The sequence below is a fragment of the Streptomyces shenzhenensis genome (genome assembly GCF_003688995.1).
GTDB classification, from domain to species: Bacteria; Actinomycetota; Actinomycetes; order Streptomycetales; family Streptomycetaceae; genus Streptomyces; species Streptomyces shenzhenensis_A.
On sequence record NZ_PENI01000009.1, the window covers coordinates 172204 to 185101 of the forward strand.

General features: G+C 70.6%; 13 protein-coding genes. 7 read left to right on the plus strand and 6 right to left on the minus strand.

Going from position 1 to position 12898, the window contains the following annotated elements; genetic code table 11:
• The first annotated feature begins 16 nt into the window (after positions 1-16).
• Positions 17-1414 carry a salicylate synthase gene (locus CTZ28_RS17025; protein WP_121890255.1) on the plus strand — a complete coding sequence of 466 codons (1398 nt, stop codon included), beginning with the start codon at positions 17-19 and terminating at the stop codon, positions 1412-1414.
• Between the two features lie 171 nt (positions 1415-1585).
• On the opposite strand, the gene aztD is transcribed toward CTZ28_RS17025, so the two are convergent.
• From aztD to aztB, 4 genes are all read right to left on the minus strand, one after another.
• Positions 1586-2785 (minus strand): zinc metallochaperone AztD, encoded by a 1200-nt coding sequence (gene aztD / locus CTZ28_RS17030; protein ID WP_121890256.1) that lies wholly within the window; start codon positions 2783-2785, stop codon positions 1586-1588.
• Positions 2786-2873: 88 nt separating this feature from the next.
• The gene (aztC, locus tag CTZ28_RS17035; protein ID WP_121890257.1) at positions 2874-3863 is read right to left on the minus strand and encodes a zinc ABC transporter substrate-binding protein AztC; all 990 of its coding nucleotides are present in this window, start codon (positions 3861-3863) and stop codon (positions 2874-2876) included.
• Entirely contained in the window at positions 3860-5095 is a 1236-nt protein-coding gene (locus CTZ28_RS17040; protein WP_121890258.1) for a hypothetical protein, read from the minus strand. Before CTZ28_RS17040 ends, aztC begins: the two co-directional genes overlap by 4 nt.
• Positions 5096-5116: 21 nt before the next feature.
• Positions 5117-5971: a zinc ABC transporter permease AztB gene (aztB, locus tag CTZ28_RS17045; RefSeq protein ID WP_121890259.1), complete on the minus strand. Its 855-nt coding sequence runs from the start codon at positions 5969-5971 to the stop codon at positions 5117-5119.
• Between the two features lie 15 nt (positions 5972-5986).
• Here aztB and aztA point away from each other — a divergent pair, with 15 nt between their 5' ends.
• The gene (aztA, locus tag CTZ28_RS17050) at positions 5987-6730 is read left to right on the plus strand and encodes a zinc ABC transporter ATP-binding protein AztA (protein ID WP_121890260.1); all 744 of its coding nucleotides are present in this window, start codon (positions 5987-5989) and stop codon (positions 6728-6730) included.
• Positions 6731-6841: 111 nt separating this feature from the next.
• Here the strand turns inward: aztA and CTZ28_RS17055 are convergent, their stop codons facing one another.
• On the minus strand, positions 6842-7243 hold the full coding sequence (locus CTZ28_RS17055) for a type II toxin-antitoxin system VapC family toxin (RefSeq protein WP_121890261.1): 402 nt from the start codon (positions 7241-7243) through the stop codon (positions 6842-6844).
• Positions 7240-7470 (minus strand): FitA-like ribbon-helix-helix domain-containing protein, encoded by a 231-nt coding sequence (locus tag CTZ28_RS17060; RefSeq protein ID WP_121890262.1) that lies wholly within the window; start codon positions 7468-7470, stop codon positions 7240-7242. The genes CTZ28_RS17055 and CTZ28_RS17060 overlap by 4 nt, the downstream gene beginning before the upstream one ends.
• A 140-nt stretch (positions 7471-7610) precedes the next feature.
• Between CTZ28_RS17060 and CTZ28_RS17065 the strand changes: the two genes are divergently transcribed.
• From CTZ28_RS17065 to CTZ28_RS17085, 5 genes are all read left to right on the plus strand, one after another.
• Entirely contained in the window at positions 7611-7826 is a 216-nt protein-coding gene (locus CTZ28_RS17065; protein WP_121890263.1) for a heavy-metal-associated domain-containing protein, read from the plus strand.
• Positions 7827-8160: 334 nt separating this feature from the next.
• The gene (locus CTZ28_RS17070; RefSeq protein ID WP_121890264.1) at positions 8161-8742 is read left to right on the plus strand and encodes a DJ-1/PfpI family protein; all 582 of its coding nucleotides are present in this window, start codon (positions 8161-8163) and stop codon (positions 8740-8742) included.
• 225 nt (positions 8743-8967) lie between these two features.
• Positions 8968-10248, plus strand: a complete 1281-nt coding sequence (locus CTZ28_RS17075) for an MFS transporter (protein WP_121890265.1) — start codon at positions 8968-8970, stop codon at positions 10246-10248.
• 384 nt (positions 10249-10632) lie between these two features.
• A complete protein-coding gene (locus tag CTZ28_RS17080; protein WP_398656102.1) occupies positions 10633-12051 on the plus strand; it encodes a PepSY-associated TM helix domain-containing protein in 1419 nt (472 codons plus the stop codon).
• Positions 12048-12707 carry a DUF5134 domain-containing protein gene (locus tag CTZ28_RS17085; RefSeq protein WP_121890267.1) on the plus strand — a complete coding sequence of 220 codons (660 nt, stop codon included), beginning with the start codon at positions 12048-12050 and terminating at the stop codon, positions 12705-12707. The genes CTZ28_RS17080 and CTZ28_RS17085 overlap by 4 nt, the downstream gene beginning before the upstream one ends.
• Positions 12708-12898 lie beyond the last annotated feature (191 nt).

Consider the following 12898-nt stretch of genomic DNA (forward strand, 5'->3'; position numbering starts at 1 on the left):
GGGAAGGCACGACACGATGAGCACCGGTCCTCGGCCCACCTGGGAGGCATGGGCGAAGTCCGTCCCCCCGCTCGCCTGCGCGAGCACCCGGGAGCCCTGCCACGACCCCGCGGCCACCGCCACCCGCCTCGCACAGGCGCGACTCGCCGACCAGTACATGGTGTACGAGACGGAAGGCGGCGTCTGGCACTTCGCGGCGGGCTCCGCCGTGAGCGTCACTGCGAACGCCACCAGCATCACCGCGCGGGCCTCCGGGCGGACCTGGACATCGCGCACCGACCAGCAACCGCTGACGGCGTTCGCCACCGCCCTGTCCGCCCTGCGCGACGAGGGCGACGGAGGCCGTCACTTCTACGGCTGGGCGGCCTTCGAGCTCTCCCACCTCCTGCACGCGGATCCCGCGGCGGGCGGTGACCAGCCCCTGCTGCACGTGCTGATCCCGTCCGTCGAGGTGACCCTCACCGGCGACCGCACCTTGGTCCGCGCGGTGGACGAGGCATGGGCGCGCAAGGTCACCGACCTGCTCGTGGAGACACCGGCGCGGCGCGGTGCCCCCGACGAACTGCCGCCGGAGAGCACCGAGGGCGTCATCGCCGCAGGCGCCGGCGCCTACGGCCGGGCGGTGGCCCGTACGGTCGCGGACATCCGGGCGGGATTCCTGGAGAAGGCCGTGGTGTCCCGGAAGGTTCCGCTGCCCGCCGAGCCCCGCGTGGACTTCCCCGAGACCTATCTCGCGGGCCGCCGGGCCAACACCCCGGCACGCTCCTACCTGATGGACCTCGGCGGGTACCGGGCGGCCGGGTTCAGCCCCGAGACCGTCCTGGAGGTCGGCGAGGACGGACGCGTGAGCACCCAGCCGCTCGCGGGCACCCGCGCACGGGGAGCCGACCCGGTGGAGAACGAGCGCAGGCGCGTGGAACTGCTCACCGACCCCAAGGAGATACACGAACACGCTGTGTCCGTACGCCTGGCCTGGGAAGAGATGGAGGCCGTGTGCCGCCCCGGCTCCGTCGTGGTCGAGGAGTTCATGGCGGTACGGCCGCGCGGCTCGGTGCAGCACCTGGCCTCGCGGGTGACGGGCCGGCTGCGGCCCGGGACCGGACCGTGGGCCGCGTTCGCCTCGCTCTTCCCCGCGATCACCGCCACCGGCGTCTCCAAACGTGCCGCTCTTCAGGCTCTGGCCCGCCACGAGGAAGGGGTACGGGGCTTGTACGGCGGCGCGGTGTTCCGGGGGAGCACCGGCGGCGCCCTGGACGCCGCCCTCGTCCTGCGCACCCTCATCGGCGCGGGGGACGAGGTGTGGCTGCGCGCGGGCGCCGGGGTCACCGCTCAGTCCAGCCCCGAGCGGGAGATCGAGGAGACCTGCGAGAAGCTGCGCAGCGTCGCGCCGTACCTCAGGTTCACCGAGGACTGATGCGACGCCATCCGGCGCTCTCCGAAGTCCTGACCGGCCCGGACCGCACCACGGTCCGGGCCGGTCAGCACGGCTGGGAGGGCACACCTCGGCCGTGGGTGGCATACAGGTAGGTGGCATGCATACTGCCCCCGCGGCCTTCCGGCCACGGGGCAGTATGCGCGGTCAGTGTCAGTGTCCCGCGACGACGCCCGACAGCTCGTTGGTGCTCTCCGGCAGGGTCACCGATGTGATCTTCCTGCCGGTCGCCAGGTCGATGGCGTGCAGGGCCTTCTTGCCGGGCTCGGAGACATACGCGGTGTCGTCGCGGACGAACAGCGTGGGCCGGGCCTGCTGCCAGTCCAGCGGCTCCTGCCACTTGCCCACGGCCGGGATCTTCTTCTCGATCTCGCCGCTGTTCTGGTCGATGACGTGGATGGCGCCGTCGGTGCCGAGGACGAGGGCCTCGCCCTCCGGACCGCGGGCCAGCGAGCGGAAGGAGTAGCTGGTGCCCAGGTCGACCAGGCGCAGCTTCTTGTTCTCGGTGTCGATGAGGGAGACGCGGGTGGGCCGCTCCAGCTCGGCCTCCGGGTCGGTCTTGTAGTCACCCAGCAGGACCGGGGAGATGTCGCTGCCGGCCTGGTTGCCGATGCGGCCGTAGTCGTCGGGGGCGTCGACCTTGGTGAACTTGCCGTCCTGGTAGATCAGTACGCCGTTCTCGCAGCCGACGGCGATGGCCTCGTTCCGGGCCGCCGCCTCACCGTGGACGCCGGGGCACTTCTCGTTGCGTGTGATCTCCTTGTTGTTCCGGTCCAGCACCAGCGCGCCGGTCCGCTTCTCCTCGGTGCCCAGGGTGCTGAGGAGTTCGCCGTCGGCCAGTTCGATGGCGACACCGTGGTGTGCCTCGGCGGAGGTGTAGGTGCGTCCTTCCGGCTTCCTGCCACTGCTCAGGTCGGCGGGGTCGAAGACGTTGACCTCGCCGGTGCCGTCGGTGAAGAGCACGGTCCTGCCGGCGTGACGGACGACGTGGCCGGGCTTGGCGCCCTTGTACTCGATGCCGGTGAAGGTCTGCCCGGTGGCGTCCAGGACACGGAAGCCGGTGTCGGTGGAGACGACGACGTGGTCCTCGTCGCCGGCGGGGTTGACGCGGTTGAAGCCGGACAGCTCGATGGTCCTGCTCAGCTTCAGGCTCTCGCCGTCCAGGATGTACAGGCCGCCGTCGAAGGTGGCGACCAGCGGATCCTTGACCGCGGCGGCGGGCGTGGCGCTCGGGGTGCCCTCCGCCTTCGCGTCGGAGGAGGAGTCCTCCCCTCCGCAGGCGGTCAGCACGGTGGACACAGCCACGGCGAGTGCCGTGCCCGTGAGGGCCCTGCTGCGTATCGACTTGTTCATCGGTTTCCTTTCCGCGCCGCTCGGTGGCGGCAGTGGACACGTGACGCTTTCGGCCTGGTCGGCCGGGGTGCGTCGAGGGCTCAGGGGGTCAGTCGCCGGACGTGCCGGCGGTCAGTCCGTCGGTCATGGCGGTGGTGTTGGCGCGCATCATCCGCAGGTAGGTGTCGGCGCCCTCGCCCTCGGCGGTCAACGACTCCGAGTAGAGCTCGACGACCTGAACCCGGCCGCCGAGTTCCGTGCGCAGGACCTCGGCGAGCCGTGTCGGCTGGGAGGAGTCGGCGAACACCGTGCGTACACCGGCCTGTTCCATCGCCTCGGTGAGCGACCGCAGGTCGGAGGAGCTGGGCGAGGCCAGGGTGGTGCCGCTGGGGATGACCGCGCCGATCACTCGGAATCCGAAGCGGTCGGCGAGGTAACCGAAGACGTGGTGGTTGGTCACCAGGGCGCGCCGGTCCTCGGGGATGCGGTCGAAGGACTTCTCCATCCAGGCGGTGAGGCCGGTGAGTTCGTCGCCGTAGCGGTCGGCGTTGGCGCGTATCGCGCCGGCGTCCACGCCGTCGACGTGCTCGACCACCTGGTCGGCTATCAGGCCGGCGGCCTTGCCGACCCGGTCGGGGTCGGTCCAGAAGTGCGGGTCGGGTTGTCCTTCCTCTGCGGTGGGGCCGCCGTCGTCGGCCGTCCGGAAGGTGAGCGGGTCGACCGCGTCGCCGACCGCGAAGGTGGCGACGCCGGACTCGCGTGCCGCGGCCACGTGCCGCAGGACGTTCTCCTCCAGCCCCAGGCCGTTGTGGACCACGAGGTCGGCGCGCTCCAACTCGGCGGCCTGCACCGCCGACAGGCCGAAGGAGTGCGGATCGGCGTTGGGCTTCATCAGGACGGTGACATCGGCTTCGTCACCGACGATCTGCCGGGTGATGTCACCGAGGATGTTGGTCGTGACGACGATGCGGGGCGGATCCTCCCCGGTGGTGCAGGCGGAGGCGGCAGCGGCCGTGACGAGGGCGAGCAGGCCCACGATCAGACTGCGCAGCCGTGCCACGCCCACCCGTACTCGCTGCTTGGCCGCGCCCCGGCTCATCGGCCGGTCTCCGCCATGAGGACCGGCTCGATGTCCAGGTCGAAGGAGCGCGCGACGCGCAGGTCGTCGTTGTAGTCGATCTCGAACACCTTCTTGCCGTGGGGGTCGTTGATGTAGGCGCGGCTGCGGTCGACCTCGATGACGGGGGTGCTGTCGGCGGTGCCGACCCGGACTTCTCCGGTCAGGAGTGACTTGGTCCGTGCGAGCTGCCTCCCGGTGACGATGTCGTAGCCGTGCAGCGAGCCGTCGGCCTCCAGGACGAGCAGCGGGGAGCCCTCGCCGGCGGTGTTGGCGGCGACGACGGGCCCGGTCTCCACCCGGGTCCACGTTCGCCCGGTGACGTCCAGGACCCACACGGCGTCGTGCCCGGCCGGTGCGGTGAGGGTGTCGCTGCCGGGGCGTTGCCGGAAGTTGGTGGCCCGTTCCGCCGCCGGTACGTCCTCGTCGTAGGAGATCTTCTCGGCGGTGAAGGCACCGCCTTGCTCACGGACGAGCAGGGCGCCGTCAGCGCAGCCCAGGACGACGCCACGCCGGGTGACGGCGTCACCGCGCGGCCCCTCGCACTGCACGTCGGGGGAGGCGACGCGCTCTCCCTTCCGGTCGAGCACGACGAGCTGCGCGGTGCGGCCCTCGTCCACGAAGGCGAGCAGGTGCTCCTCGTACGGCACGACGGCACCGGAGTAGGTGCCCGCCAGCGTCCGGGAGGAGGCGATCTCGCCCTTCTCCAGCTTGCCGCGGTCGTAGAGGACGGTCCGCCCGTCCTCGTCGGTCACGGCGGTCACGACGACGTCGCTGCGCACCTGTGCCTCGCGGCCCACGGGAAGCTCGCCCACGTCGCGTATCGCCGCGCTGTAGTAGTGGACGTGGTCGCCGTGGTCCACCATCCAGGCGCCGCTGTCGAGCACGTGTGTGCCGCCGGAGGAGTGGAGGTAGCCGAACCGCCCGTCCGTGCCCAGCCGTTCGGCACCTTCCACCTGCGCCGTCCGGTGCACCTTGCCGGTGATGAGGTCGAGAACCCGGGTGTTTCCGCTGTCGGGGTCGTTGAGGAGCAGACGGGACTGCTGCTCGGCGGCCTCCTGCGCTCCCTCGACGTACCCGTGCGGAGCGGCGGACGAGGAACTCGCCCTGGGCCGCGAGTCGTTGTCCTTCTCTGCCGAGCAGCTCGTGGCGAGCGACGCGGTGAGTACCAGTGCGGCCGGGGCCCATGGCGTGATTTTTCTGCGGACGGTCATGACGATCGCCTCAAACTTCTTTCAGTTGACTTCAAAAGCGGGAACGGAAGCGAGGCGCGCACGGCGACGACGGAGACCGGACACCACGTGGGAGAGGAAGAACAGGCTCACAGCGAGCGCCGAGACGGTCGCGCCGGCAGCGGTGCCCAGATGCCAGGACAGCAGCAGTCCGCCGAACGTGGCGGCGACGCCGAGGAGCGCGGCGAGCACCATGACCCCGTGGACACTGCGCGCCCACGGCAGGGCCGCAGCCGGCGGAGCGATGAGCAGGCCGAGGACGAGGAGCGTTCCCACGATGTGGAACGAGGCCACAATGGCCAGACCGAGCAGGCCGAGCAGCACGGCGTGGGCCAGGCGCGGACGCAGCCCCAGCGTCTGAGCCTTGCGGGAGTCGAACGCCAGGGCCAGGAAGGCGCGATGGCCGAGGACCGACACCACCAGCGCCGCGAACAGCGCCGCCGCGAGCAGGAGGAGGTCCTGCTGCCGGACGGCGAGGACGTCGCCGAACAGGAAGCCGGTCAGGTCCACGGCGAAGGACTGCGAGCGCGACACGATGATCACGCCGAGCGACAGCATGCCGACGAAGAGGAGCCCGATGCCGGTGTCCTGGGACAGCCTCGGCGCCCGGCCGAGCGCGGTGACGCCCGCCGTCATGACAGCGGCGCTGGCCACCGCGCCCACCAGCAGGTTCCCGCCGAACAATGCGGCCAGTGCGACTCCCGGCAGCAGGCCGTGGGACATGGCGTCGCCGAGGAAGGCCATCCCTCGCAGCACCACCCAGGTGCCCGCCAGCGCACAGATCGCGGACACGAGCATCCCACCCCACAGAGCTCGCTGCACGAAGGTCGCCTCGAACGGGGCCGTCAACCATTCCATGCCGATGACACTACAATGAAAACCATGTTCAACAAATCGGACCCCGCGCCCGCCGCACACCGGGAACGGACCCCTCGCGTCTGTTTCACCGAGCTGTGCGCCGGCTATCCAGGGCGGCCCGTCCTTCGGCAACTCGGTGCGGACATACCGAAGTTGGCGACGACAGTGCTTGTCGGCCCGAACGGCAGCGGCAAGTCGACCCTGCTCGGCGTGCTCGCCGGTGTGATCCAGCCGACATCCGGCGAACTGCACCACGACGGAGCGCGGCCACCCGCGTTCGTGCCGCAGCGCGGGGCCGTCGGTGACACCCTGCCGCTCACCGTCCGGCAGACCGTGGAGATGGGGCGTTGGGGCGAGCGCGGACCGTGGCGTCGGCTGACCCGCCGGGACCGCGCGACCGTGGACGCCGCGCTCGACCGGCTCGGCATCGGCGAGCTCGCCTCACGCCAGCTGGGAGAGCTGTCGGGCGGTCAGCGTCAACGCGCCCTCATCGCACAAGGGTTGGCGCAGGAGTCGGACCTGCTGCTTCTCGACGAGCCGACCACGGGCCTGGACCCGGAGGCGAGGGAGCGGATCGGGGCACTGCTGACGGCGCTCGTCGCCGACGGCGTGACGGTCGTCCAGGCCACACATGACCTTGAGGTCGCGCGGGCGGCGGACGTCTGCCTCCTGCTCCAGGACGGTCGCCTCGTCGGACAAGGTCACCCCGATCAGGTGCTCACGACGTCGGCGTTGGCCCGGATCTGGCAACCACTCTGAATCGGCCGACCGTGAGGTGTCCCTGGGTGTGGTGCAGGAGGCGCTCGAGTTGTTCGCGCGGCGGGTGAGGCGCGGCACGTTGCGAGGTGATGACGGGTGGGGCCGTCGGGGTCAGTTCGTGCTGAAGACCTCGATGTCGCATTTGGCCGCGCCACTGCGTCTGATCCGCCCGTCGCTGGTGATCAGCGGAACGCCGAGGGATTCGGCGAGTGCGACGTACTGTGCGTCGTAGGCGCTCAGGTTGGCGTGGAGGGCGCGAACTCGTTCCCACAGGGCGAGGGTGTCGTGCTTGTCCAAGGGCAGCGCTGTGAAATCGGTCATGGCCTTGGTCGCCTGCTTCTCGGTGAGCTTGCCGCCGCGTTGCATCCCCAGAAGTGCCGATTGGATTTCGTAGTCGATCAGTGTGGGGGCGTAGACGGTGACAGCTTCGCCGACGCGCTTGCGGACGGCGGTTCCGGTGGCGCCGTGCTGGGTCAGGAAGATCACCAGTGCCGACGTGTCGATGACGATCAACGGCCCAGCCGCCCCTCGTCGAGTGCTGTCAGGACGTCATCGGTGGTGTACTCCGCGGCGGCTTCGCGTTCCAGCTGTGCAGCCATCTCGGTCATGGTCGGCTTGGTGGTCTCCCTGGCGATCAGTTCCTGCATATACGCCTGGAGGGACTTCCCGGCCCGGGCGGCGCGGGTCTTGAGGACGCGGACCTGGTCTTCGGGTACGTCCCGGATGGTGAGCACACTCATATCTGCATTCTAGTGCAGAATTCTGCATTCTGCAGAAACGCTGATCTGGTCGCGGCCCCGATTCGGGCCGGATGAACACCTGAGCCGGTGCGCGCGTACAGAGGTGTACCAACGCCTCAGAACAAACCAGGAGTTGCGCCATGGCACGTAAGCAGTACCTCGTCACCGGCATGAGTTGTGGGCACTGCGCCGCGAGCATCACCGAGGAAGTCATCGAAGTGCCCGGAGTCACCGAGGTGGACGTCGATGTCACGGCGGGGTCGGTCTCCGTCGGCGGCACCGACCTGGACGACGCGCGCTTGCGTGCGGCGATCGTGGAGGCGGGATACGAGGTCACCGGACCGGTCGCGGCCTGACGGGCGCCGTTCCGCTCCGTCGTCCAGGAAGGCCAGGAGGTTACGGGAGTCAAGGACGGACGGGAACTATTCGACTGGCGTAGCGGACTACTAGGGTGAGCCCACTGGTTGGTGAGGCGACACGTTTGCGGTCGGCAGAGGCCGTCCCCGGCGTCGCCCCTCGCTGTCGACCGGTGCCGGCTTGACAGGAGACCGAGCGGGCGATCAGGAGACAGGCCGATGGAGCGCATGAAGCTGCTGCCACCATCGGCCATGACTGTGGGCCCGGTTCGGTCAAGTCCTTTGCGGCGCCGCGGCATCCGCAGGCGCTGCGTCAGCCAAGGAGACAAAGCCGATGCCTCTACGTGTCCAGATCCTCATGTACGACGGAGTGGAGGAGCAGGATTTCATCGGGCCGCGTGACGTTTTCGGGCACGCTGTGCAGGCGGGCGGCCAGGTAGAGACGACACTGGTGCGGCCGTCAGCTCCTGGCGAGGTGACATGTTTCTTCGGCACCAAGGTCACGGTGACGGCTGCATGGGAGCCCACCGACACGGATCTTCTGATCGTGCCGGGCGGCGGCGATCAGCTGATCAATGATCCGGATGTCCTACGGAACCTCGTACGGGCACAGGACGCAGGAGTCGTCGTCGCCGGTGTCTGCACAGGAGTCATGGTGCTGTCCGCGGCAGGCCTGACCAAAGGCCGCCCGTGCACGACACACCACCTCGCCAAGGCCGATCTCGCCGCCCAAGGAGGCAGGGTGATCGACGCACGAGTCGTCGACGACGGGAACCTGGTGACCGCGGGCGGCGTCACCAGCGGAATCGATCTGGCGCTCTGGCTGATCACCCGCGAGTGCGGGGCATCCGTCGCCATCGGCGTCGAGTCCATCATGGAATACGAGCAGCGCGGCACCGTCTGGCGAAGCACCTGATCGCCGGCGCATCGAAGATTTCACGAGTTCTCCGACCTCCCTGGCTCCGCACAGCCATTCCATGGTATGCGGGGCGGCGCGACAGTCGCCTGGAAGGAGGCCGCGCCGTCGGCCACCGGCACCGGAGGCATTCGGCAGATTTTTGTTATTGCAAGTTATAGGCAATAAGGTCTGGGCGTGAGCTCGTTCCCAAGGTTTCGCCGGCTGCCGCCGACGCCACAGTCCATGGCGGATACATCCGCCCCGGCGGCACCGCGGCGGTCCGTTCTGCGGGACGTGAGCTTCCTGCGGTTGTGGACGGGCGCCACCGCGTCGGGTCTGGCCACCTGGGCGCTGCCGTTCGTGCTCGGACTCGCGGTGCTCGACGGCACGCTCACCGCGGCCGGCCTCGGTGTGCTGCTCGCGGCCCGCACCCTGGGCTTCCTCGCGGCGGTGCCCGTCGCGGGCGTCCTCGCCGACCGGCACAGCCGGCGCGGCGTCGTCCTGTGGGCGGGACTGGCCGCCGCGGCCGCGGCACCCCTGATGGTCGCCGGACTCGGCCGTTCGGTCCCGCTCATGGCGGTGGCCGCCGTCGTCGCCGGTGCGGGGCAGGGCGCCTGCCGGCCCGCCTACCAGGCGCTGACCGCCGAGGTGGTCGACGAAGACCGCAGACAACAGGCCAACGCAGCCCTCACTCTGGCCGTCCGGGTCACCACCCTCGCGGGGCCCTCGCTGACCGCACTGGCCGCCCTGTCCCTCGGCACGGGGGCGCTGCTGATGGGCATCGGCCTGCTGTGGCTCCTGGCCGCGCTCATCCCCGGCCCCGGTGCGCGCACGGCGGGGGAGAGCGCCGGGAACAGCGGGCGGGGCCCGCGGGGCTCAGTCCTCACCGAGTTCGCCGACGGGATACGCGAGGCCCGCGAACACCCCTGGTTCCTCGCCGGACTTGCCGCACTGACGGCCGTCATAGCCACCGGCTACTCCGCCACCGGTGTCGCGCTTCCCCTGGTCAGCCGCGACGAGTACGGCAGTGAGGTGGTGCTCGCCGGCGCGACGACCGCGTACACCGCAGGGGCCCTCGTCGGAGCGTTGCTCATCGCCCGCCGGCGCCCGCGCTCACAGGGCTGGACCGCCCTGGCGGGTCTGGCCGCCTACGGCTTCGCCCCGCTCAGCCTCATGACCCACGTCCATCCGGTCGTGGTGGTGGCCGCCTACGCCGTCGCGGGAATCGGCATCGAACTGTTCAACGTGCCGTGGTTCACCGCCACCCAGCGCGAGGTGGCCCCCGACAAGCTCGCCCGGGTCTCCTCGCTGGACTTCCTCCTGTCCTACGGTCTCGCCCCGGCCGGCCTCGCCCTGATCGCCCCCGCCATCGGTGCCTTCGGTACCGGGCCGGTGCTCGCCGCGTGCGCGCTGACCTGCTTCGCCGCACCGGCCATGGCCGCCCTCGTACCCAGCGCCCGCCATTTCTCCCGGCGGCGCGACACCCCGTCAAAGACCGTGCCGGAGGCGGGCACCGGCGCCTGACGGGCGTGGCGTCCTGCCGGGCGGTAACTCAGCGCAGCGAGGCCACCAGCGCGTGCCCGCCAAGCCACCGGATCTGCCGTGCATCGGCGATGACCCCAGCCCCACCCTCGCCGGTCTGCGGGCCGCACCGCCCGACTCCTGCGACTGGGCCCGGCGGCTGTCGGGCGTCGGCACCCCCGAGCAACTGCCTCCCGGGCGCGCGGACACCGCCCCCGGTCCAGTGACCCCGGTCACACCGAACGTCGGGAACTCCCCGTGCTTCCGCTCCGACTCCTGTGCTGTGACCGCCGAACAGGTCGACCACAGGACCGGGGGAGAGAAGAGTCCGAGATGCCCGAAAGCCGGATACCGCCGGACGCGAAGACCGCGCCGGTGACTCGGGCCATGAGCCCGGAAGCCGACGTGGACGTACCGCCGTCACCGCAGTCGACCGACGAGACGGTGCCCGGTCCTGTCCCCGCCGCGCCGGGCCTGTGGAGCGGCCTGCGGCCCCTGCTGCTGCGCCTGCACTTCTACGCCGGGATCCTCATCGGTCCGTTCATCCTCGTCGCCGCGCTGACCGGACTCGCCTACACCGTCACACCGCAGGTCGAGTCGATGCTGTACGACCACGAGCTGAAGGTGACTCCGCGCGGAACGGCCGAGCCGCTCGCCGATCAGGTGGCCGCGGCGAAGCGAGCGGTGCCCGACGGCACCCTGCTGTCCGTCACGAAGGGGGCCGGGCCCACCGATTCCACCCGTGTCACCTTCAGCAAGGACGACCTGCCCGAGGGCTACACGCTCACCGCGTTCGTCGACCCGTACGACAGCAAGGTGCTCGGGGAGCTGAAGACGTTCGGCCAGTGGCTGCCGGCCCGGGCGTGGCTCGACGATCTGCACCGCAACCTGCACCTGGGTGACGTCGGCCGCAACTACAGCGAGATCGCCGCGAGTTGGCTGTGGGTGGAGGTGCTCGGAGGTCTCGCCCTGTGGGCCGGCACCCCGCGCAACCGCCAGCGGCTGCGCCGCCTGCTGCTGCCGCGCGGCGGTGCCAAGAGCCGTAAACGCACGCTGTCCTGGCACGGCGCGGTAGGCGTATGGGCCGCCGTCGGCCTGCTCGCCCTGTCCGCGACCGGTCTGACCTGGTCCGCCCACGCGGGCGCCAGTATCGGGAAGATCCAGGACGCCCTGGGCGGCAGCACCCCCGCGGTCTCCACGGCTCTGACCGCCACCGGGGGCTCAGGCGGAGGCGCCGGAAGTGCGAAGAAGGACGTCGGGATCGACGCGGTCATCGCCTCGGCCCACGACGCCGGCCTGGTCGGCGTACTCGTCATCACCCCGCCCGCCGACGCGGACTCCGCGTACGTCGTGAAGGAGAACACCCGCAGCTGGCCCGAGCAGCAGGACTCCGTCGCGGTCGACCCGGCCACCGGCAAGGTGACACAGAAGCTCAACTTCGACGACTTCCCGCTGCTCGCCAAGATGACCTCCTGGGGCATCGACGCCCACATGGGGCTGCTGTTCGGCCTCGCCAACCAGATCGTCCTGGCGCTGCTCGCCATCGCCGTGATCGCGATGACCCTGTGGGGCTACCGCATGTGGTGGCTGCGCCGGCCGACCCGCGCGGAAGGCTTCGCCGTCGGCCGCGCTCCCGCGCGCGGGGCCTGGCGCCGGGTGCCCGGCCGAGTGCTCGCGCCGATCGTGGTGCTGGCCGCGGTCATCGGCTACTACGTGCCGTTCTTCGGCCTGCCGCTGCTCCTGTTCGTCCTGGTGGACATGGCCGTCGGAGCGGTACGGCGGCGCAGGGCGGGGGCGATCGCGTGATCGCCGCGACCGGACTGCGCTGGATCCTGACCCTGCTGTTCGCCGTACCCGTCGGCTACGGGGTGTGGCGGGCCGTCCTGCCCGGAGCACGGGCCGCCGAACGGGTGGACCACGCGCTGCACGCGGCGATGGGCGTGCTGATGGCGGCGATGGCCTGGCCGTGGGGCATGGACCTGTCGGCCGCGCCCCAGGTGGTGCTGTTCTCGGCGGGAGCACTGTGGTTCGGGGCCGCCGCTCCTTTCCGTGCCGGCGACCGCTCCCGGAGCGGAGCGGTGCTCGCCGCGTGGCCGCATGTCGTGATGATGGGGGCCATGGCCTGGATGGTCGCGGCGATGGACTCCTCCGGTGCGATGGCGGGTCACGCGGGCGGGGGCGGCATGCACGACATGCACATGTCCGGCGCCTCGGGGCTCGCTGCCATGAGTCTGTCCGGCACGGGACCAAGGCTCGTGGCGGGACTGCTCGCCGCCGTCCTGGCGGTGATGGGGGTGGCCTGGCTGGCCCGTGCCCTCGACCGGGCGCGATCCCTGGACCCGGCCACCCGGCCGACGGAGGGAGCCGCGTTGCCGGGCGGAGGGGCCGGCGGCGCCCTGGCACTCGGGTGCCATGCCGCGATGGCGCTGGGCATGGCGGTGATGTTCGTCCTGCTCGTGTGAAGACATTGTTCCGTGCGGCAGAGCGGTCAGGGCGTGGGTCGCGCGTCATGGCATGACCGTGCTGTCCGGGGCGAACGAGCCCTCTCCGGGACTGTGACACACATCATGATTGATGTGGTGTCGGAGCTTGGAACTCGACGTCCTGTCGAATCGACTACTGGAGCGGTACGACTTCAACTGCCATCGCTTGT